General features: G+C 36.1%; 19 protein-coding genes. 6 read left to right on the top strand and 13 right to left on the bottom strand.

Annotated elements, in window-relative coordinates:
• Window positions 1-85 precede the first annotated feature (85 nt).
• The 3 genes from PCY70_RS02165 to PCY70_RS02155 are packed head-to-tail and all read right to left on the bottom strand — an operon-like array spanning window position 86 to window position 3,508.
• Window positions 86-1,675, bottom strand: a complete 1,590-nt coding sequence (locus PCY70_RS02165; protein ID WP_305768265.1) for an NAD(P)/FAD-dependent oxidoreductase — start codon at window positions 1,673-1,675, stop codon at window positions 86-88.
• 15 nt (window positions 1,676-1,690) lie between these two features.
• Window positions 1,691-2,878 (bottom strand): BaiN/RdsA family NAD(P)/FAD-dependent oxidoreductase, encoded by a 1,188-nt coding sequence (locus PCY70_RS02160; protein ID WP_305768264.1) that lies wholly within the window; start codon window positions 2,876-2,878, stop codon window positions 1,691-1,693.
• A gap of 27 nt (window positions 2,879-2,905) precedes the next feature.
• Window positions 2,906-3,508 carry a hypothetical protein gene (locus PCY70_RS02155; protein WP_305768263.1) on the bottom strand — a complete coding sequence of 201 codons (603 nt, stop codon included), beginning with the start codon at window positions 3,506-3,508 and terminating at the stop codon, window positions 2,906-2,908.
• 241 nt (window positions 3,509-3,749) lie between these two features.
• Here PCY70_RS02155 and PCY70_RS02150 point away from each other — a divergent pair, with 241 nt between their 5' ends.
• Window positions 3,750-4,838, top strand: a complete 1,089-nt coding sequence (locus tag PCY70_RS02150; RefSeq protein ID WP_305768262.1) for a hypothetical protein — start codon at window positions 3,750-3,752, stop codon at window positions 4,836-4,838.
• A gap of 2 nt (window positions 4,839-4,840) precedes the next feature.
• Here PCY70_RS02150 and PCY70_RS02145 read toward each other — a convergent pair whose 3' ends face one another.
• The 10 genes from PCY70_RS02145 to PCY70_RS02100 form a co-directional block, all read right to left on the bottom strand.
• The gene (locus PCY70_RS02145) at window positions 4,841-5,827 is read right to left on the bottom strand and encodes an NAD(P)H-dependent glycerol-3-phosphate dehydrogenase (protein WP_305768261.1); all 987 of its coding nucleotides are present in this window, start codon (window positions 5,825-5,827) and stop codon (window positions 4,841-4,843) included.
• 21 nt (window positions 5,828-5,848) lie between these two features.
• Entirely contained in the window at window positions 5,849-6,457 is a 609-nt protein-coding gene (gene plsY / locus PCY70_RS02140) for a glycerol-3-phosphate 1-O-acyltransferase PlsY (RefSeq protein WP_010166948.1), read from the bottom strand.
• On the bottom strand, window positions 6,450-7,778 hold the full coding sequence (gene der / locus PCY70_RS02135; protein ID WP_305768260.1) for a ribosome biogenesis GTPase Der: 1,329 nt from the start codon (window positions 7,776-7,778) through the stop codon (window positions 6,450-6,452). The genes plsY and der overlap by 8 nt, the downstream gene beginning before the upstream one ends.
• A 48-nt stretch (window positions 7,779-7,826) precedes the next feature.
• The gene (locus PCY70_RS02130; RefSeq protein ID WP_010166946.1) at window positions 7,827-9,134 is read right to left on the bottom strand and encodes a DUF512 domain-containing protein; all 1,308 of its coding nucleotides are present in this window, start codon (window positions 9,132-9,134) and stop codon (window positions 7,827-7,829) included.
• Between the two features lie 61 nt (window positions 9,135-9,195).
• On the bottom strand, window positions 9,196-9,969 hold the full coding sequence (gene pgeF, locus PCY70_RS02125) for a peptidoglycan editing factor PgeF (RefSeq protein ID WP_305768259.1): 774 nt from the start codon (window positions 9,967-9,969) through the stop codon (window positions 9,196-9,198).
• Window positions 9,970-9,972: 3 nt separating this feature from the next.
• Window positions 9,973-10,338, bottom strand: coding sequence for a YraN family protein (locus tag PCY70_RS02120; RefSeq protein ID WP_305768258.1), 366 nt, complete (start codon window positions 10,336-10,338; stop codon window positions 9,973-9,975).
• Window positions 10,313-10,567, bottom strand: coding sequence for an EscU/YscU/HrcU family type III secretion system export apparatus switch protein (locus PCY70_RS02115; RefSeq protein WP_010166943.1), 255 nt, complete (start codon window positions 10,565-10,567; stop codon window positions 10,313-10,315). The genes PCY70_RS02120 and PCY70_RS02115 overlap by 26 nt, the downstream gene beginning before the upstream one ends.
• A gap of 81 nt (window positions 10,568-10,648) precedes the next feature.
• Entirely contained in the window at window positions 10,649-10,948 is a 300-nt protein-coding gene (gene spoVG / locus PCY70_RS02110) for a septation regulator SpoVG (RefSeq protein WP_305768257.1), read from the bottom strand.
• 192 nt (window positions 10,949-11,140) lie between these two features.
• The gene (gene glgD, locus PCY70_RS02105) at window positions 11,141-12,250 is read right to left on the bottom strand and encodes a glucose-1-phosphate adenylyltransferase subunit GlgD (protein ID WP_305768256.1); all 1,110 of its coding nucleotides are present in this window, start codon (window positions 12,248-12,250) and stop codon (window positions 11,141-11,143) included.
• Window positions 12,247-13,533: a glucose-1-phosphate adenylyltransferase gene (locus PCY70_RS02100; protein WP_010166935.1), complete on the bottom strand. Its 1,287-nt coding sequence runs from the start codon at window positions 13,531-13,533 to the stop codon at window positions 12,247-12,249. Before PCY70_RS02100 ends, glgD begins: the two co-directional genes overlap by 4 nt.
• Before the next feature lie 285 nt (window positions 13,534-13,818).
• Between PCY70_RS02100 and murC the strand changes: the two genes are divergently transcribed.
• From murC to PCY70_RS02075, 5 genes are read left to right on the top strand one after another with little or no spacing between them, the layout of a single operon-like run.
• Complete coding sequence (gene murC / locus PCY70_RS02095; RefSeq protein WP_305768255.1) at window positions 13,819-15,183, top strand: UDP-N-acetylmuramate--L-alanine ligase; 1,365 nt, start codon at window positions 13,819-13,821, stop codon at window positions 15,181-15,183.
• A 15-nt stretch (window positions 15,184-15,198) separates the two neighbouring features.
• Window positions 15,199-16,245, top strand: a complete 1,047-nt coding sequence (locus PCY70_RS02090) for a DnaD domain protein (RefSeq protein ID WP_305768254.1) — start codon at window positions 15,199-15,201, stop codon at window positions 16,243-16,245.
• Complete coding sequence (locus tag PCY70_RS02085) at window positions 16,246-17,322, top strand: ATP-binding protein (protein WP_305768253.1); 1,077 nt, start codon at window positions 16,246-16,248, stop codon at window positions 17,320-17,322.
• A 52-nt stretch (window positions 17,323-17,374) separates the two neighbouring features.
• Window positions 17,375-18,682, top strand: coding sequence for an aminotransferase-like domain-containing protein (locus PCY70_RS02080; protein ID WP_010166927.1), 1,308 nt, complete (start codon window positions 17,375-17,377; stop codon window positions 18,680-18,682).
• 19 nt (window positions 18,683-18,701) lie between these two features.
• The gene (locus PCY70_RS02075) at window positions 18,702-22,004 is read left to right on the top strand and encodes a PD-(D/E)XK nuclease family protein (RefSeq protein WP_305768252.1); all 3,303 of its coding nucleotides are present in this window, start codon (window positions 18,702-18,704) and stop codon (window positions 22,002-22,004) included.
• Window positions 22,005-22,019: the final 15 nt, after the last annotated feature.

The raw sequence follows: 22,019 nt of genomic DNA, 5'->3' as shown, positions 1-22,019 counted from the left end.
AACCTCCTCATAGTTAGTTATCTTGCATTACGTATTCTATGCAATAACTCTAAATCTATGTTAGAAAGATAATGAATCTCTTATATCATGGTAAAAATTTGCCAATTATTTTTTCTGCAACCTGAATTCCATCTACTGCGGCAGACATTATACCTCCTGCATATCCAGCCCCTTCTCCTGCAGGATAAACTCCTCCTACATTGCTTTCAAAGTTTGCATCACGCGTTATTTTGATAGGAGATGAGCTTCTTGTTTCAAAGCCTGTGATAATTGCATCTTTATGATCGAAGCCTTCAATTTTTTTGCCAAACGCTACAAGCGCATCTGCTATTGCATCACCCACTTCTCGCGACATATGCTCTCTCAAATTCACCATCGTTACGCCCGGCTTGTATGTTGGCTCAACGCTTCCAATTTTGGTTGTTGTAATATTATTCAAAAAATCTTCTACTCTCTGAATCGGTGCATTATAATTACGTCCTGCAATGTCGAATGCCAACGATTCCAGCGATTCTTGCATGCGCACCCCTTCCAAAGCATCGGCTGTTGCAAAATCTTCTCGGGCAACATTTACCAGCAAGGCGCTGTTAGCATTATCTCCATCGCGTTTATAAAAGCTCATTCCATTTGTCACCACTCGCCCTTCTTGAGAGCTGGCTCCCACAACAACTCCTCCAGGACACATGCAAAAGCTATACACATTCTTATCTCCAACTTTACAAGATAATTTATAGTCTGCAGCCTCTAACGCTGGGTGATTTTGAAACTCCCCATACTGAGCCTTGTTAATCCACTCTTGCTTATGCTCGATTCTTACACCCATAGCAAACGGCTTTTGCTCCATTTTAACCGAGGTTTGTGCCAACATTCTAAAGGTATCTCTCGCGCTATGTCCCAACGCTAGTACACATGCTGTTGCAGGGATTTTCCATACTTCGTTCGACTTTGTATTTTGCACAGCTATTGCTTTTAGCTGATCATCTTCTATTTGCAGATCCGCTAGCTTTGCATTAAACATAAACGTGCCACCAAGATGCTCAATTTCCTTACGCATTTTTACAATAATTGACCTTAACAAATCTGTACCAATATGCGGTTTATGCTTATATAAGACATCCTCTGGCGCACCGAATTTAACAAATTCTTCCAACACTTTTCGACATCTAGGATTCTTGATTTGAGTGGTCAACTTGCCATCAGAAAATGTTCCTGCACCACCTTCTCCAAATTGTACATTAGAGTTTTGATCCAATACTCGGCTTTCCCAAAATTTTTTTACATCTTCAACTCGTACATCTACTTCGCTTCCTCGCTCTACCACCAAAGGCTTATAACCACTTTGTGCCAAAATTAGCGCAGCAAACAAGCCGCATGGCCCTGCTCCGACAATTACGGGTCTAGCCCCCAACGCAGCAGATCCCCTTGCCGGATACTCATACGGAACAATATCCGATTTAGTCGCTCGCTTTTCTCGTATCAGCTGCTCATCTTTTGTTGTGGCAACATCCACGGTGTAAACAAATTTGATCTCTCTCTTTCGCGCATCAATAGACTTGCGAATTATCCTTAAATCTATTACATCTGCAGCACCTATTCTCAACTGTTTAACCACTTTAGCTAATAGCAAATCCTCGCTTTCATCTAATTTGAGACTAACTTCATTCACTCTAATCATTTCTATGTCTCCCTTTTAACTGCTATATATACTTCTAGCAACTGCGGCTGCCGTCGACCACGCCCATTGCAAATTATATCCTCCGCAATCTCCATCTACATCTACCACTTCTCCCATAAAATATAGGCCTTTGATCTTTTTCGACTCCATTGTTGCAATATCAATATCTTCTAGACTTACCCCTCCTATAGTTGCTTGTGCAAATTTAAATGACCGAGTCCCTGTAATGGCAAATTTAAGCGATTTCATGGTTTTGGCCAAATTCTCAACCTCTTCATATTCCAGGGTGTCCACGCTGCGTGTTGCTTTTCCTAGATCGGCTGCCTTGATAATTGAAATAGCAACCTTTTTGTTTTGCCATCCCAAAAACATTTCCGCAACTGTGTGATGCGGATTTTTTGCAATCCTCGAATAAATCATTGCAATAACTTCTTCTTCCGTTAGATCTTTCACCAAATCTAGCGTTATTTCTGTGGTGAGCGCATTAGAAATTTGCCTACTTATATTAAATATTGCCGGGCCCGATAACCCATCTTCTGTAAATAAAACTTCTCCATACTCCGTTTTATCTCCTGCCGTCACTTTTGCTTTAACTCTTGTTCCTTGTAACATTTTGCAATATACTGTATTTGACTTTATGTGTACCAAAGTCGGAAGTAATGGCTCGATTTTATGCCCTAATTTTTCCAAAACTTTATAAATCGTATAATCTTCTTTTACGCCAGCAAGCCCTCCCGTCGCTATTACAACTTTAGCCGCGGTGTATACCTTCCCATCAATCGTTTTTAGAGCAAAATGCCCTTTTTTATATTTAATATCAACTACAGCAGCATTTGTCACGACGTCAACTTCTGCCGCATTGACTGCAATTCGTAGCACATCTAGTACACTACTAGCCTGTTCCGAAGCCGGGAAGATCTTTGCGTTTTCTGAGATAGGTACAATTCCCAAGTTTTCAAAAAACTCGATAGTTTGTTCATATCCAAAGGCTGAAATGGGCGCAAAAAAACTTTTTTTATAGTGTGAGTGAAAATTTTCTGGCAATAGTTTTTCATTCGTGAGATTGCATCTACCGTTTCCTGTTGCCAATAATTTTTTTCCTACCTTATCATTTTTTTCTAAAATAGTTACAGAAGCTTTGTTCAGCAGCACTGCACATGCAAGCCCTGCAGCTCCTCCTCCAACGATCACTACCTCTTCCAATGTTATCCTCTTTTCTATCTACTCGCTCTACTCGCTTAAATTTTGTAGCAATCTTTCTATATAGAAAGGGTTATCTTCTAGCTTTAACTTATCTACCTCCGATACAGCAATGACTTCATGTGCAAGCAGGGTGTTCTCATAGCTCGAAAAATCCTTTGCTTGTAGACCCAGTTTTTGAAACCCATTCTCTAAGCAAATCCCTATTTCGTTATCCATAATGCCCAAATAATATGTCACTTCTTGTGGTTCCACAGTAACATTCTTTTCTAGTACAACTTTGTCGTCACTAAACTCCACAACATCATAACTTTCATAAAGCACTTCCAATTCTTCTTTTGTAAGACCCATAACAGAATATGCGTTGAGCTCATTTGTGGAAACAACCTCGCCATTCTGATCGACAGCAATCTGCTCAACTTTAGTAGTTGGCAAAACCACAGGATCTTTTATCTCTTTAACCGGAGGACCCATCACAATCTCTTGCTCGATTTCAACGGGTGCAGCGGTTTCTGTATTCAAATTTGGAATTGGCACAGTATCTTTGTCATAACCAAATTTATTCACTGAAAAAAAAGTTGCCGAAAACGCAACAATTCCTACTATTATCAGTGAAAGTATGAATTTTATCATAAAAAAACCTCCCAAAAATTTTAATAATAAAGATTATTACCAAAATTTTGAAGTTTTACACATCATTTTTTAATATTTCTTTGAAGCAACTTTCAAAAAATTCAGTTATGTATCTGTTACTATTAATGTCGCATCCGCGATAATTTGCAATTATAGATTTGTTTTGTATAACTCACTTCGCATACTTTGATCTTTTTTAACATAATTATTAGTGATAGAAATTTCCTTATTAGGAGGTAGTATGGATACTTTAGGCAATACCAAACACGTATTTGCAAGTAGCAACACTTACAAAGGTATAAGCTCACTACTTAGTGACAGACTAGATCATCTTAACACATCTACACTCTATATTATTAAAGGCGCAGTTGGCACCGGCAAATCTTCATTTTTAAAACGTCTAGGCAACTTTTTGGCAGACACAGGCCAGGAGATCATTTTTTACCACAACACTATCGATACTTCTTTTCTTGATAGCATCTATATTACAAATTCCAACATACTCATTACAACTACGAACAGCATTGATATTAGCAGCTCTCTACATTCGTGGACAGTAATTGATTTTGATTCGCTTATCGATAAAAGCAAGTTATCTGACGATGATGAATTTGTATTAAACACTTTTAATTCTGCATTCACAAGAAATTTGGAAAAATCTAAATTTTATCTCGAAAGCGCTCAGGCCATATATAAGTCATATCTCTATTCTACCGAAATAGGCTTGCTTAAATCTGCAAAGTTAAAGTATGAAAATGCGCGCATCAAGAATGTATTTCAATTGGCTCCTGAAAAAGAAGGCAACGGCAGCGGGCATGCTACGTATCTATATAGCTATGCTTTAACCAGTAATGGCATCGTAGACTATATTCACACTTTAATAGGCAAAAGCAAAACTATATATCTAATTAAGGAAAATCTTGTATGCCAGTCTAAAGATCTAATGCGTAGATTACACAATCTTTTTTTACACAACGGCTATGATATCTCCTGCTCATTATCTCCTTTTGACAAAGACAAAATTGAAGATATAGTTGTACCAGAACTTTCTTTTGGTATTACAGTTAGCAATCTATTTAGAAAGCCAAAAATCTTTCCAACTGATATCTTCGATTTCGATCATTGTGTCGACTACGAAGCGCTTGTACCTATAGCTGCAGAGTCTGATAAAGATTTTACTTTATTTATGTCTTTACTCGATAAAGCATATTTTGCAATGGACCAGGCAAATCAAGATCTTATCAATACAAAAAAAATTCATTCTAAATACCTGAATTTTGATAAAATAGATGTACTATTTAGTGAATTAGCAGAAAATTTTATCAAATAATCCTACTCTTCCATTTTCGCATCACGGCACATTAATTTCTTAATTTCTTTTCTTACAGAGGCATCTTCAAATAAACTCCTGTAGATTGCTTCTGTAATGGGCATTTCTACTCCACACTTTTTGCTAAGCTGATATGCCGCTTTTGTAGCCGGGATTCCTTCTACCACCATATTAACTTTTTTGATGGTCTCATCTAGTGAAAATCCTTGTGCAATCAATTCTCCTGCACGCCTATTTCTACTATGCCCACTTGTGCAAGTTACGATCAAATCGCCTATTCCTGCCAACCCATTAAGCGTATTGATTTGCGCACCCATTGCAACACTCAATCTCGAAATTTCGGCAATTCCACGCGTCATTAAAGCCGCCTTAGTATTATCACCATATCCCAATCCTTCTATTGCCCCTGCCGCCAATGCAATAATATTTTTTAAAGCACCTCCTAGTTCCACTCCCACAATATCTTCGTTTAGATACACTCTAAAATATGGAGCAGTAAATACTACCTGTACAACACGAGCGGCCTCCAGGTTTGTGGAGCTCACCACTACCGCTGTTGGCATATGCCTTGCAACTTCTTCTGCATGACTTGGCCCAGAAAGTACGACCACGTCGTTAGCTATCTCTTCTGCAATCACTTCCGAAAACCTGCGTAACGTATCGGGCTCCAACCCCTTTGCCACATTTACAACTACCGCATCTTCTAGCAAATATGCTGCTATATTTTGGGCAGTTGAACGAACCGCAAACGAAGGCACTGCCACCACAACGATTTTGGCTTCTGCCAATGCTTCGCTCATATCGGACGTGATATATATTTCTATTGGAATTTTTACTCCCGGAAAGCATCGTTTATTTTCCCTATGCAATAAAATTTCTTCTTTCTCTTTTTCATCAAAACACCATATCGTTACATCATTTCTATTATCGTTTAATAACAAAGCCAGAGCCAGTCCCCAGCCTCCTGCACCTAATACTGTCACATTCATGTTGTCATCTCCCAATTATATTTACTTTTTGGTTCCTACCTTAGATTCAGTTCCTTTTATCATTCTGCCAATATTTGAATGATGCCGAAAAATTGTTATTCCAGCAATGACAAATCCCAGTATCACTGCCTCTCTTCTATACGGCGCAGTTCTATATAAAAAATAGATGCATACCGGCACCGAACTTGTAAGTAACATAGAGCTTAGCGAAACTATCTTAGATAATTTCAAGCTGATATAAAAAACTATCGTTGAAATCAACCCAATTCTAATATCTATCATATAAATTGCGCCAACAGTTACCGCAACACCCTTGCCACCCTTAAATCCAAAATATATCGGATAGCTATGACCTATTATTGCCCCAATTGCGGCATAAAGCGCTGCTATTATCTGATGATCCGCATAGCAAATCTTTGCAATTACCACGGCTATCGCAGCCTTTGCAATGTCGCAACAAAACACTGCAATTCCTGCCTTTTTGCCATAAATTCTAATGACATTGGTGCTGCCTGCATTACCGCTTCCTTGCTCTCTAATATCTTTGCCTCTCATGTATTTGCTATAGATTATTGCAGATTGGATACTGCCTAACAAGTATCCAACTACGAGCATAATTACTCTATACATCTTTCGCCCCTTTCTCTCTTACAATAAAGTGAATCGGCGTACCCTTAAACCCAAAAGCTTCACGCATCTGATTTTCGATATAACGTTGATACGAGAAGTGTAATAAATTTTTGTCATTTACAAATAAAATAAATGTAGGAGGTTTAATGCTTACCTGAGTCATATAATATATTTTTAATGCTTTGCCCTTATCTGACGGCGGCTGATTTTGCCCCATTGCCTCTATAAGCACATCATTTAGAACTCCCGTGCTGATACGCAGCGTTTGATTTTGAGCGATGATTTTTATAGTATCAAAAAGTTTGTTTATTCGCTGCCCCGTCAATGCAGAAATAAATGCGCAAGGTGCATATTTCATGTATGCCAACGTATTTACTAGCTCTTTTGTAAACTGATTCATAGTCTTGTCATTTTTTTCGATAGCATCCCATTTATTTACAACTATTATCGAGCCTTTGCCTGCCTCATGAGCCATTCCAGCAATCTTCGTATCCTGTTCCGTAATTCCTTCGTTTGCATCAATTAAAATCAAAACTATGTCCGCTCGTTCTATGGCAGAAATGGTTCGGATTACGCTATATTTTTCGATGTCCTCCTTTACTTTTTTACGCTTTCTTACCCCTGCTGTATCTATTAGCACATACTTTTGCCCATCAATCACAACTTCAGTATCTACACTTTCTCTCGTTGTTCCTGCTATATCGCTTACAATTACTCTGTCTTCTCCCAAAATTTTGTTTACAAGAGAACTCTTACCTACATTAGGCTTTCCCACTATTGCAACTTTTATAGCATCTTCATCTTCAATTTCTACATATTCTTCTGGAAAATGTGCGCATACTTCATCTAGCATATCTCCCAAATTTAGCGGCTGACTTGCAGAAACAGGGATCGGCTCTCCAAGCCCCAAGCTATAAAATTCATATATCCCCATATGATACTTTGCCATATCATCTACTTTATTTACCACCAACACCACTGGCTTTTGCGATTTGCGTACCATATTGGCAACATGCATATCGCTATCTACAACTCCGGTTTTTACATCCACCAAAAATATAATTACATCTGCAGTATCAATTGCCACTTCTGCTTGTTTTCGCATTTGCGATAAAATAACGTCGTTGCTATCGGGCTCTATCCCTCCTGTATCAACAAGCGTAAATTTTTTGTTAAGCCATTCTGCATCTGCATAAATTCTGTCTCTTGTTACTCCGGGTGTATCATCGATAATCGATATTTTTGCCTTTGCCAATCTATTAAATAGAGTAGATTTTCCCACATTTGGTCTACCCACTACCGCTACTACTGGTTTATTCATAACTGTTCCTTCCGTGTGTGCATCTTCTGCATCACTCATTTAATTTTTCTATACAAGTAAGTTAATCCACGCGCATCCATCGCTGTGCGGCATCACCTGTACTTCGCTGTTCAACTCTGCTTCTAATTGCGCAACGGTTTTATTGTCCAAGAAGATATCCTCATCCATTTTCAGCATGTTATCAGCAATTAAAATTATTTTTCCTTTCAGATCTACATTTTTTAAATTTTTTATTATATCTTCTGCTGTTATCAATCCTGTTACGGTGACTGTCTTTCCAAAATATTCGTTTTTCACTTTACGTACATCTATTTCTATATCTGGAAACTTCTCATTTACTAGCTTAACATTATTTGCCATAAAATCATAGGCAATTTCCCCAACAGGACAAATATATTTTGCCGCCACGTCGCTTTCTTCTATTTCAGCAAGTCTCTTAGTCAACTCATATCTAAATTTAGCCAACATTCCGACGCCATTGTCAATTACCGGAAACCCTTCATAATTTTCATATTTTGGCATTTTTTCTTCTGCAACTACATAAAATTCATCTGCTGCAAATACAAAACGCGTATCCATTTTCTCCAGATAAAATTTTTGCCACTTGTTTACTGTTTCTATCACTACTGCGGCGGACTGCTTGTCAAAGACCTCTACTTGCGCCAATTCATTTCGAAATTTTGTAACTCCAACCGGCACAATGCTCAACGACAAAATGTTGGGAATGAATTCACTAAGCGCTTTAATAGTATCATCTAAAACTTTGCCATCATTTAAACCTTTGCATAAAACTATCTGTGCATTAATCTGAATACCCAAACCTATAATTCGTCGAATATGTTCTAAAATTTCACCCGCTCTCTTATTAGTAAGTATATCTCTTCTAACTGCTGGATCTGTGGCATGAATCGAAATATTTATCGGCGAAAGCTTATGTTTGGCGAGTCTAGCGTAATCTTCTTCTAGCATATTTGTCAGCGTTACATAGTTTCCATACAAATACGACAGCCTCCAATCATCATCCTTGAAATATACGGTCTTTCGCATATTGGGTGGCAGCTGATCTATAAAACAAAACTTACACTTGTTCTGACAACTTTTTACCTCATCCATCAAATCTGTTTCAAATACCAATCCCAAGTCTTCATCTTCATCTTTTTCAAAGCTTAGCAGAACCTCTTCGCCATCACTGCTTTCTATAAGTAATTCAATATTTTCACTGCAAACTAAAAATCGGTAATCAAAGACATCCACTACTTCTTCTGCGTTGATTGATACTAAAAAATCTCCAGCTTCTATTCCTAATTCCTCTGCAATTGAGCCTTCTGCAACTGCGCATATTCTATGTTTTTTCATATTTACACCTTTTTTATATTATTTGTTTTTTTGCTGCAACAACTGCAGCAATTGCCATATTCTACCTTATTGCCATGAGCCCTGCTGCCAAGCCTCTCTCCGCACCATCTCTCCGATGCGAAAAAAACTTATCTGCATTGTTCGGGCAACACGTACATTCGCCTGCAACATAAATTTTTGATACTCCCACACTTTCCAAGCTTTTTTTATTACATGCCCATAGGTCAATATTAAATTTTCCCGACTCCGCATTAGCAGTTACAAATTCCTTAAATATTTCCTTTTCCATAAATATATCGCTTACATCGTTGTGTACTTCAAAACAGTTTTTACAGATAGAAGGTCCGATTCCTACTTCTATCTCTGAAAACGGCACTCCAAACCGCTCATTAAATGCCACTGCCATCGATTTACCTATCTCCAAAACAGTGCCCCTCCATCCGGCATGCGCCATTCCTATTGCAGTCACGGTTGGTGCATAAAAAAATAGAGGTACGCAATCAGCATAGTATGTCACCAGCGTTACACCCTTTTCGTTGGTGTATATTCCGTCCACATCAGTAAACCGATTTGGCTTTGTTACACCATTGCCGCAATCGGACTTTTTTACAAACCTAATATTTTTTGTATGAGTTTGGTTAGATGCGACAAAACTCTCTAGCTCTACACCTATAGCATCTGCAACTATTTTATAATTTGTTATAACAGCCGCGACGGCGTCACCTCTAGAAAATCCCATATTCATGGAGCTATAAACCCCGGTGCTTACGCCTCCATCTCGTGTAGTGTATGCTTGTATCGCAGCTGTTTTTTCCCATTCCTTAAACGTGAACATTGATTAAGCCTCCTCAAATGCATTCACAATATGATTAATGTGTTCATTACCAAAAACTTCGATTACATCGAATCTACAAAATGCATCCAATTGCGTAGCAAACAAATATTGCTTAGCAGTGGATATGATCCTCCTCTGCTTCTGCAGTGTCACAGCTTCTTTTGGCGTCCCATATTGATTTTTGGATCTATACTTTACTTCAGCAAACACAAGATATTCACCAGCCTTAGCAATTATGTCTATCTCACCATTTTTAGTTCGAAAATTTGTTTCTATAATTTCGTATTGCTTATCTAGTAAATAATTTTTCACCAAAAGCTCATACTTGGCACCTATTTCTCTACTATTTAATTTTCGCATATAGTTCATCAATATCTCCCACCATAATTAAAATTTTAGCCACCAGTTCATAAACTTCTTCTGGTATTTGACTACCTATCTCCACCTCTGTTAAAAGATTTGCCAAATTTTTATCTTCATATACAGGAATCTCATTTTTTTCTGCAGTAGCAATTATATTCTCTGCAACCTTCCCCTTCCCTTTTGCTGTTACCTCTGGCGCCTCGGCTTTATATGACAATGCAACTGCTTTTTTCATCGTTTATATTTCTCCTCTCTTTATTATAAAAATAGACAAAAAAAAACTTCTTACAATTAGTGTAAGAAGCTATGTAATAATTTATTCTTCAAAAGCCGCCACTTCCTCAAAAGTATCTTCATCGGAAATTTGAATCATCTCATATTTTTCTAAAATAGTTTTTTGGATTTTGTCTCTTGTTTCAGAGTTTATAGGGTGTGCTATGTCTCTAAACTCCCCGTCAAGAGTCTTACGTGATGGCATTGCGATAAATCTTCCTTTATCTCCTTCGATAACCTTTATGTCATGTACCACAAATTCGTTATCAAAAGTTACTGATACTACCGCCTTCATTTTTCCGTCTTTATTGATTTTTCTCACTCTGATATCTGTAATTTCCATTAGTAAAACCCTCCTATTTGGTTCCGTAATTTCTTGTCCATTATTGGCTTAAAATCACTTTTACGTGATAGGAGTATTTTACAACATATTTATAAAAAAATCAACTGTTTTTTATAAAAAAATTAATTTTCTTTATATTTTTTAATATTTTTTCGTTTTTTTACACTTACATTTTTTTATGAGTACGTTTTTTTAGATTATATAATCTTTTTCTATTACCTTAATATCATCTGCGCTTCCAATAACTTTGTGCCCACTACTTATCAAAACATTTTTATCGAGAATTGCATTTTCTACAACAGCATCACGCCCTATTGTACATCCTTCCATAATTACGCTATTTTTGATAACAGCACCTTCGCCGACAAATACTTTACGCGATAACACAGAGTTTTCTACATTTCCATTTATAATATCCCCCCCATTTAGGATACTATTTTTTACGGAACACTCTCGACTATATTTTACAGGTGGATCATCTTTTGCTTTTGTATACACATATGATTTTTCTTCAAATATTTCGTACTTAATTTTTGGGTTTAAAAAGTCCATATTAGCCTGATACAAGTTTTTAATATCTTTTATAGCTTTCCAATAACCATCAAAACGATATCCGTAGATTTTCAGTCTTTTTCTGTATCTAATTATGATGTCGTCTACAATACTATTTCTACCTTCTTTAGCGATCTCTTCTAGCAACTCTATTAATAATTTTCTCTCAAACACATATATTCCCAAAGACACATTTGATGTTTGCGGCTCTAGTGGTTTTTCTTCAAAATTCACTAGGCGGCTGTCTTCGTCCAGTTCCATAACTCCATAATTGGTTAAATCTACGTCGTTAGTGTCTTTATATAATAAGGTAATATCTGCCTTTTTTTCCATATGATATTTTATTACATCTTGATAATTAACTCTTATTATTTGATCTGCTGGAGTTATCACGACATATGGATCAGTACTTTTTGTTAAAAAGTGTATATTTTGATAGATAGCATCTGCGGTTCCCTTAAATGAAAAGCTATCTGAATTTAGCATATCTGGAGTTAACAAAAATATACCGCTATTCTTTCGTCCAAAATTCCACCACTTAGATGATGAAATATGATCAGATAAACTTCTTGTATTATATTGAGAAATAACCGCAACAGATTTGATCCCTGATTCACTCATGTTTGTGAGGTTAAAGTCGATAACTTTATATGCTCCTCCAACTGGCATCGCCGCATTATTTCTATGAGATGCTAAAATTCCTAATCCACCTTTTTTTGTTCCTGCCAAAATTATTCCTACTGCTCTCATTTTAAACCTCCTTCAATAATTAATGAAGCGCCACTTTGTAATGCATTGTGTTCATAATCTTCATATTTTGTATCTCCAGTTATTTCACAATTTTTCCCTACCCAAATTCCGGCTGGTATATTGGTATATGCTCCAATTACTGAAATTCCACTGTTATATACGTGAGGTTTATTATGATTTGGAATATTCTCTCCTTCGCCAATAGTAACATTTTCACCAATTACACTGTTTTCAGAAACAATACATCTATATAAATGAGCTCCACTCTTAACAATTGTTCCTTGCATTATAATACTATCTTTAATAACACATCCTTTTTCAATCTGAACGTTTGGACTAATGATCGAATTTTGTACATCACCTTCTATTGTACATCCTTTCGAAATTAATGCATGAGCGATATTCGCAGTTTGACTGATATATTGAGGTGCAAGATTATCAGAGTTTGTATATATACTCCAATGAGCATCATATAAATTAAATTCTGGCATTATATATGAGAGCCCCATGTTCGCTTGCCAATATGCTTCGATTGTTCCAATATCTCTCCAATATGATTTAAATGGATATGCATAGATTGGCGCACCTCCATCTAATAGCGAAGGCATGATATGTTTTCCAAAGTCACTATCTTCATGGACATCGCAGTCAGCTATTAACGCCTCCCTCAACTCTTTCCAATTGAAAATATATATTCCCATGGATGCAAGATTACTTTTAGGTTCTTTAGGTTTTTCTTCAAACTCGACTATTTTTAATGATTCGTCTGTATTCATTATTCCAAATTGCGAAGCTTCTTCATATGGTACTTCGATAACCGCTACTGTCGCAACAGCGCCTTTTTCTTTATGATAATTTAACATCTCGTTATAGTCCATCTTATATACATGGTCTCCAGATAAAACTAACACATAGTCTGGATTGTATGAATCAATATAACGAATGTTTTGATAAATTGCGTTCGCAGTTCCGCTATACCAAGCACCTTTATTTCCATCTGTCATAAATGGAGAAAGTACTCTGATTCCACCTTGTGATAAATTTAAATCTAAGTCCCACGGAATTCCGATTCCAATATGTGTAGTGAGCATTAATGGCTCATATTGAGTTAGAACTCCAACTGTATCTATTCCTGAATTTACGCAATTACTTAATGGAAAGTCAATTATTCTATATTTACCACCAAACATTACTGCTGGTTTTGCGATTTGTTGTGTTAACACGCCTAGCCTGCTTCCCTGTCCACCAGCTAGAAGCATAGCTATCATTTCTTTTTTAGGCATATATATATCTCTCCCCTTATCAAAATTTTTTTACTACTATATTTTACCACATAATTTAAAATTGTACAATACGTTTACCAATTATATTTTATTACTTTTGTACAATAAATATTCATTTATTTTATAAAAATCGTCAAAAGTTTAAATGGAAATATTTTCTATGACATTGTTTAAATTTTTAAATTAACGGGTAAACTTTATAATATGATGTTTATATCTTATATTAATCGCATATAATTTACGGAAACTGTTACTTTATAAATTTAAGAAAGGAAATAAAATATTATGAACAACACAATACACATCCATTTTATCGGCATCGGAGGCATCAGTATGAGTGGCCTTGCAGAAATTATGGTAACACAAGGTCATAAAGTTACTGGTTCTGATATAAAAACTTCAGATATAACTGATCATCTTGAATCACTTGGAGTTACTATTACTCCACACTCTAAAGATAATATAACAACGGATATAGATCTCGTTGTTATCACAGCTGCCATAAATGAAAATAATGAAGAATTAAAGTATGCCAAAGAACTAGGCAAGAAAATTGTAACCCGAGCAGAATTTTTAGGTGATTTAATGGCCACATATGAGTTTCCAATTTGTATCGCTGGTACTCATGGCAAAACTACCACCACTTCTATGCTAGCCAATATACTTCTTCATACCAACAATAATCCCACTATTACTGTTGGCGGAATAGTTGATTCTATTGGAGGTAATATTCACATTGGCGATACAAAATATTTTTTAACAGAAGCTTGCGAATATCACAATAGCTTCCTTGACTTTAATCCTATGGTCGGTGTTATACTAAATATAGAAGAAGATCATATGGACTTTTTTAAGGATCTCGATGATATCAAACATTCATTCACAGAATTTGCATCTCTTATACCCAAGCAGGGATTGCTAGTTATAGAAGAAACAGCTTTACAAAATACTCCTGCTATCAAAAACATTGCTGCTCCCATAGAAACATTTGGCCTTAGCAAAACTGCTGATTGGTCGGCGCAGAATATATCTTTTGATGCAAATGCTTGCCCTAGTTTTGATGTATATTATAAGAATGAGTTTGTATTTCATATAGCCATTGCTCTTACAGGAACACATAATGTATTAAATACTTTAAGCGCTATTGCCGTATGCCATTTTCTTGATATTCCTGTTGCTGAAATTTCCAAAGATCTTATACATTTTTCTGGAGCCAAACGTAGGTTTGAAATGCGAGGTAAAATTCACGATATTTTACTTATAGATGATTATGCGCATCACCCAAGCGAAATTAAGGCAACTTTAAATACCGTTGCCAAATATCCTCACAAAAATCTATATGTTGTATTTCAACCACATACCTATTCTCGAACCAAAACATTTTTAAACGGGTTTGTAGATGCCCTTAGCACATATGGACAAATCATTGTTACCGATATTTATGCAGCTCGTGAAACTAATCCTGGTGACATACATTCTCGTGATCTCGTGAAACTTTTACAAAATAAAGGAACTAATTCTATTTATATTGAGAGTTTTGACGAAATTTCAGATTATTTACTTACTACCACCGAACCTGGCGATATTATTATGACTATGGGTGCGGGAAATGTAAACCAAATTATCGATACCCTGCTTGGAAAAAGCTAATTTTTAGGAGAACCAATGAATATAACATTTACCAAAGAAAAAACCAGCTTTGTATCTATTCCCAGCTGGTTTTTAGAAACCTATTTAACAAAAATGCAGCCTCAACATCTAAAGGTTTATCTTTTTTTGCAAGCTTCTAATCAAAAAGATAAATCTATAAATATAGAGGCTATTGCCTCTAATCTTGAAATGACACAATCTGAAGTTCAGTCATCCTTACAGTTTTTAAACCAAAAGGATATAATTAATGTTTCTACAACAAATTCTGACCATTTTGAAATTACATTTAATACTCACGAGCCAGCAATTTCTATGGTTACAAAGGAGCCCATCAAAAATACTCAAATTACAAAAACTACGTTATCGCATTTTGAGAATAAGCCCATATATACTCCAGAAGAAATAGATAGATATATGGAGGCTGATTCTTCGGCAAAAGAGTTGCTTAGAACAGCCGAAAATTACTTTGGACGTCCTCTTAGCTTTCCTGAAGCGAGCACTATTATGAGTTTATACGATTGGCTCAATATGTCTTTAGATTTAATTTATTTTTTACTTGAATATTGTGCTAATAATCAAAAAACTGACGTTCGTTATATAGAAAAAGTGGCCGTGAATTGGTGCGAAATCAAAATTACAACAATTGAGGAGGCACAAATGCAAATAGCAGCAACAAAGCAATACTACAATATCTTATCAGAAGCTGGTATAAGCACTTCTAAAATTAATTATAATCACCAAAATATGATCAACGATTGGTTAGAAAAGTTTTCTATTATGGTTATATACGAGGCCTGCAAAGTAATGACTTTACAGGCTTCAAACCCAAGCCTAAACTATCTAAACCAAATATTAACTACTTGGCACGAAAAAGGTGTACAAACTGTTGAAGATGCACAAGCCGTCATTGCAGACTACCAAAATAACAAGCCTCGTAAACCTAAAAATACTAACAACAAAGTATCACGCTTTAACAATATGCTTTCTCGCACATATGATTACGATGAATTAGCAAAATTAGAAATAGCATATCACGAAAAACTTAGAACAGGACAAATTTAGATGCTCAATAACAAACATATTTATTATAAACAACTCATAAAAGAATTTGATCGAATACGTCTTACTAATATAAAAAAACAGAAGGCTCTTCAAGAAGCAATTTACGCCGAGATTCCACGAATAAAAAAAATCGACGAAACCTTGAATAGCAATGGAATTTATCTTGTTAAATGTATGTTAGAGAAAACGTCTAATGTCGATGATCTCTCTCAAAGATTTCGAACTAAAAATACAACATTAATTGATGAAAAGCGACAGCTATTGATGGATCACAATTATGCGGCAACGTATTTAGATTTGCAATATGAATGCCCAAAATGTAAGGACGAAGGGTTTATAGATGGTCAACCTTGCAAATGCTTTGAACAAGCTTTAATTAATTTATCGTGTCAGCAATCTAACCTCGCATCTTCACTAAAAACAGATACTTTCGCTCACTTTGATTTTCATCTATATTCTTCAGAAGTTTCGCCTTCATCAAGAGAGACTGAGTCAAGCGACGCATCTGCTAAAAATACAAAAGAATCGATATCGTCCAAAATGCCAAAAACCCAAATTTCACCGCGTGAAAATATCCAAAACATTTATGACAACGTTATTCAATTTACCGAAAATTTTCCAAAATACCAAAACATGGTATTTGTAGGAACTGCAGGTTTGGGCAAAACATTCTTATGCACTTGCATTGCCAACGATTTATTAAACAAAGGATTTACCGTATTATATTTATCGGCTATACAACTCTTTAAGTGTTTTGATAACGTTCGATTTAATCGCAAAGAAGCAACCGACGCGCATCGATCTATGTTCGATGACATATTTACAGCGGATTTATTAATTATCGATGATTTGGGAACAGAACTTTCAACGAACTATATAAATCCAGATTTATTTAATGTACTAAACTCGCGGCACCTAAAACTTAAACCTACTATAATTTCTACAAATACCGCCATAACAGAATGGCGCCACAACTATTCAGAGCGCATTGAATCACGATTGCTTGGTAATTATGCTATATATACATTTATTGGTTCAGATATTCGAGTTAATAAAAAATATGCAAAAGCTCCATAAAGGGATATTTTTTTCATTTACTAATATCATGTAACAAAGGAGGAACTTATTTATGTTTTGTACTATTAAGATTTCAAAATCAGATCCCACCCCGTTGTATATACAATTAGCTGATGAATTAGCTAAGCTTATCGACACCGGAGTTTTGCCCTCAAAAACCAAATTGCCTACCATTAGAGCGTTGGCTAGCAAATTAAAAATCAATCGCGATACCGTTGTTAATGCCTATAAACTACTCGAAAGCAAAAATTATGTCATTGCCCATATTGGCAGTGGTACGTACGTTGCCCCTCGCCCCGATGTGCATATGGATTTTAAAAAAGAACTCGTGCCTGCAAGCAAAACCTATTTTAGACGTGACCTTTTTAAAATAGACATTTGCAAAGATATTATGATTGACATTCTTGATAACGATGGATGGGACAGCTTTTATGATCCCCTAAATCGGGAAAAGCAGTTGGTTAGAATTGCTATTACAAACTTTTTTAAGACTGTTGGGGTTCATGCAAATAACACTTCTGTTCGATTAATTAAAGATACTCAAAATTTTATATTGGATTTAGTCAAGCTTTTGCCAAATGCTGCTATTTGCGTTGAAAATTTCCGAGACATGAGCTATACGTCAACACTCAGCTATCTTGGATTTAAGGTTTTGGAAGTGCCCTTACAAAAAGATGGCCTCAATCTAGATATTCTAGAAAGTTATCTCAAATACCCAACCACCTCTTATGTTTTTATAAGTTCGTATAACCAAAACCCTACCGGTATTAGCTATAGCAAAGAAAATAAACTTGCTATCATTGCTTTATGCGAAAAATATGATGCTTATATCATCGAAGATGGCACCTTCAGCGACTTTCTCTATAAAGGTAATCTCGAAAGTTGCTACGACCTTTGCAAAAGCGATCGTGTTATCTATTTATTCAACTTCTGTAAACTATATTTGCCATACTTAGATTATAGCTTTGTGGCACTTCCACTTCAGCTGCAAAAGCGACTGACTGATACAATACAAATTACCATTACCGAACGGCTAATTAAATATTATCTCGAATCCAACAATTTTGCGGCATTGCGATGCAAGTTAATCACTGAATGTAATCTTAAGTTTAATAACTTATACAACCTGTTTCAATTTAGCTCTACATTAAAAACCAGCAGCACCAGCGGACTTTTCTTCTGGTTCTCTATAAATAACGGCAACTCAGAAAACATCATTTCCGCATTGCTAGAACAAAGTATTGTTGTATCACCTGGAAGCTTATTTAGCTCACTACCAAATAATAACTTGCGACTTTCTGTCGCTCCATTATTTACTAGCGATATCGACATTATTATAAAGGCTTTGCGACAACTTTAGTATAGAAAGGTGTATCATTTTGGAAATATTAATAGGTCCACCTGGTAGTGGAAAAACATACCAATGTTATCAAAAAATCAAAAATACTCTTAAGCAAAATAAAAAAGACAAAATCATTATGATCGTTCCAGAACAGTTTAGTCTTGAAATTGAACGAGAACTTACCCAGTATCTGGCTCCCGGTCTATTGCTAGTGGAGGTATCAAGTTTTACTAAATTGGTACTTAAAGCTAACATCACCACACCTATCTTAGATGAACTCGAACGCATTATGATTTTAAAAAAAGTTCTCGAAGATCATCATCACGAGCTTACTTTCTTTACCACAAGCTATAACAAAGATGGATTCTTGGAAAAAATAAATATTTTACTTACCAATTGTGAAAACTTTGGAATTACACAGCTAGGCGATGACACTGTTGAGGGCACCTTAAAAGCCAAGTTGGCAGATATACAGAAAATTAGCAAATGGTTTTATGACTTTATTAGTACCCAATTTTTGACCAATGAAGGTAGCCTTAATGCTCTCATAAAATCTTTAACTACAACGGAAGCATATAAAGATGCCCTCATTATTATTGATGGATTTTACAGTTTTACTACTGCTCAGCAAAAAGTGCTTCTGAAACTGCATTCTATGGCAAGACAAATGATTGTTACCCTGCCTATGGACAAGGAGTATCTTGGCTCAAATCAAAATCATCTATATTACAAAAGCTACAATACGCTGATAAATTTTGAATTTGCTGTTCCTGTATCCAAGCAATTTACCAATGCCGCCTTTGCCAACAAAACTGCTGATATCCAATTTATTGCGGACAATTACTTTGCAACTCATAGTATAAAGCAACCTCGAGATAGCGCAAACGTTAGATTATTTGCTTGCAGAAATTTTGAGTCAGAAATAGAGCTTGTGGCACAAAATATTACACGCTTCGTTCGCGATGACACCTACAGATACAATGAGATTGCTATTATTACAGGAAATCTTAATTTATATCGAAGTCACCTCACTACTGTTTTAGGTCAATATGACATTCCTTATTTTTTAGATGAAACAAAAACTATTCAAGCAAACCCTGCCGTCAATTTTATTTTGAACCTGCTAGAAGTTATTACGCAACACTGGAATTTGACTGCCATATTATCATTTTTGAAAAGCGGCATATTAACAGACTTTGCTGATGAAGATATAGACTACCTAGAAAATTATCTATACGAACATGGCATAAATTACAAAAATAAGTGGCTAGAAGCCTGGGAAGAAGAAACTGATTCAACTCTAATTAACGATCTTCGCACTCGAGTTGCTTCTATTATATTAGGTATTGAGCAAAAAATAATCGCGCATAAGCATCGTGGCAAAATTTTGACCTCCAACTTATGCCGCATCCTTTACGATTTTTTGGTAGAAATCAATTTTGCTAATACTATTCGCTGGGAATCAAAATCAGAATCAGAAATCGAACACACTCTTTCCAAAAATTTTAATTTAGCCCTTGAGTATAAACACATTTATCAAACAATCCTAGATATTCTTGATCGCTTAGTTGATATCTTAGGAAATCAATATGTCAATATCGCTACCTTTAAAAGCATTCTGACAACTTGCTTTAAACACGAAAAAGTTGGTACCATCCCTGCAACGCAAGATCAGATTTTGGTCGGTGAAATACCAAGAACTCGTCTGCCAAAGCAAAAGATTGTCTTTTTAATTGGGTTAAACGAGGGGGTCTTTCCTGCAAATCCCATAAACGATAGTCTTTTTTCTGATATGGACCTAACTGCTAATTTATTTAATGCAAACCCGAATTTATATGAATTGTTTATATATTCTAATTTATATGGCAGTGAGCTCGAAATTTATTCAACACTCATCAAGCCTAGTCGATATTTATTCGCATCATATTCGATAGGAGATGATTCCGGCAAAATCACTAGACCATCTATTATATTTACTCGACTAAAAAGGATGTTTACTATGTACGCACCATCCACCACAGCTACAACGTTTGCCGACCAAATTTATACTAGCAAACAAGCAATCATTGCTCTTGGCAGGGCCATAAAACAGAATGCCGGCATTGCCACTTTGGATGACTCCTATAAGTATGCTTTAATGTGGTATATGCAACATCAGCCCGATGCTATTGTACAAACTGTCAATGGACTATTTTTCACAAATCAACAAGATAAATTACAAACTGATATCGCTAAAAAATTATATAGCAATAACCAAGTCACCACTGTGTCGAGAATAGAAAAGTTTCGCCGTTGCCCTTGTGCCTATTTTATAGAATATGGCCTTTTGGCTTCCGAACGCAAATTATTTAAATTTAGAACTCCAGATATAGGCACCATCTTTCATAGCGTTTTGGAAATATATCCCAAACTTTTACAAGCAGCAGGTTCTACTTGGACAACTATTACGCCAGATGCTCAACAGCAATTGGTCGCTACTGCCGTTTCAGAAAGTATGCTCCAAAATAATAAGCTCAAAATCAAAAATGGCCACACGAAGTATCTAACCAAACGCATCGAAGCTATGAGCAATCGCGCAATCACCGCCATGGCTTCGCAACTCAAATGCGGTAAATTTGTACCTGCAGAATATGAATACAAATTTAATGATGCCGCTTTGCCCGCAATAGAGATCAACTTGGGCGAAACAACTTTGCGTCTTACAGGCACCATCGATCGGGTAGATGCTTATTTAACTCCAGACGGAGATACGTATATTAAAATTATCGACTATAAATCTGGTCATACTCAATTTGATTTTACAGAAGCATATTACGCGCTACAACTACAGCTATTACTATATCTGGATGCCTACTTGCAGATAAATAAAAACGCAAAGACTGCGGGAGTCTACTACTTCAAGTTAGATGCGTCTCGAGTTGCATATAAACCTGGCGAAACTGCAACCGATATGGCGCACAAGCTTTTGAAAACGTTCAAGCTATCTGGTATCACTCTCAATGATGCAGACATCGCAAAAGCCATCGAGCCCGAGCTAGGCAACCAAATTATAGATATGGCATATACAAAATCTGGTGCCCCAAATGCTAATGCAATCACCGCAACAGCCGAAGAGTTTGTGGCCATTCGCCAGTTTATAATAAATCAAGTTGCGGCCCTGGGCAAACAAATTTTAGAGGGCAAGGTCAGCATCACTCCGTATAAGCTTGGCACCAAAACTGGATGCGACTACTGTAACTTTCATGGCATTTGCGGCTTCGATGAAACTTTGCCCAACAACAACTATGACACATTGCAAAAGATTTCTAAATCTGATGCAAAAGATAATATGATAAATTGAGTAAGAGAGGATTTA

Origin of the sequence: Candidatus Epulonipiscium viviparus (assembly GCF_030708075.1) — a bacterium.
Taxonomy (GTDB): domain Bacteria; phylum Bacillota; class Clostridia; order Lachnospirales; family Cellulosilyticaceae; genus Epulonipiscioides; species Epulonipiscioides viviparus.
Note: the sequence above shows the minus strand (reverse complement) of the source record. Positions and strands in the feature narration are given on the sequence as shown.

Bases quoted from the DNA above. Each gene is read 5' to 3' on its own strand.
- PCY70_RS02085 (WP_305768253.1), top strand. From the start codon at position 16,246: ATGCTCAATAACAAACATATTTATTATAAACAACTCATAAAAGAATTT.
- PCY70_RS02100 (WP_010166935.1), bottom strand. From the start codon at position 13,533: ATGCCTAAAAAAGAAATGATAGCTATGCTTCTAGCTGGTGGACAGGGA.
- PCY70_RS02150 (WP_305768262.1), top strand. From the start codon at position 3,750: ATGGATACTTTAGGCAATACCAAACACGTATTTGCAAGTAGCAACACT.
- PCY70_RS02155 (WP_305768263.1), bottom strand. From the start codon at position 3,508: ATGATAAAATTCATACTTTCACTGATAATAGTAGGAATTGTTGCGTTT.
- PCY70_RS02090 (WP_305768254.1), top strand. From the start codon at position 15,199: ATGAATATAACATTTACCAAAGAAAAAACCAGCTTTGTATCTATTCCC.
- PCY70_RS02165 (WP_305768265.1), bottom strand. From the start codon at position 1,675: ATGATTAGAGTGAATGAAGTTAGTCTCAAATTAGATGAAAGCGAGGAT.
- der (WP_305768260.1), bottom strand. From the start codon at position 7,778: ATGAATAAACCAGTAGTAGCGGTAGTGGGTAGACCAAATGTGGGAAAA.
- spoVG (WP_305768257.1), bottom strand. From the start codon at position 10,948: ATGGAAATTACAGATATCAGAGTGAGAAAAATCAATAAAGACGGAAAA.
- murC (WP_305768255.1), top strand. From the start codon at position 13,819: ATGAACAACACAATACACATCCATTTTATCGGCATCGGAGGCATCAGT.
- PCY70_RS02120 (WP_305768258.1), bottom strand. From the start codon at position 10,338: ATGAACTATATGCGAAAATTAAATAGTAGAGAAATAGGTGCCAAGTAT.
- PCY70_RS02115 (WP_010166943.1), bottom strand. From the start codon at position 10,567: ATGAAAAAAGCAGTTGCATTGTCATATAAAGCCGAGGCGCCAGAGGTA.
- PCY70_RS02080 (WP_010166927.1), top strand. From the start codon at position 17,375: ATGTTTTGTACTATTAAGATTTCAAAATCAGATCCCACCCCGTTGTAT.
- PCY70_RS02130 (WP_010166946.1), bottom strand. From the start codon at position 9,134: ATGAAAAAACATAGAATATGCGCAGTTGCAGAAGGCTCAATTGCAGAG.
- pgeF (WP_305768259.1), bottom strand. From the start codon at position 9,969: ATGTTCACGTTTAAGGAATGGGAAAAAACAGCTGCGATACAAGCATAC.
- glgD (WP_305768256.1), bottom strand. From the start codon at position 12,250: ATGAGAGCAGTAGGAATAATTTTGGCAGGAACAAAAAAAGGTGGATTA.
- plsY (WP_010166948.1), bottom strand. From the start codon at position 6,457: ATGTATAGAGTAATTATGCTCGTAGTTGGATACTTGTTAGGCAGTATC.
- PCY70_RS02145 (WP_305768261.1), bottom strand. From the start codon at position 5,827: ATGAATGTGACAGTATTAGGTGCAGGAGGCTGGGGACTGGCTCTGGCT.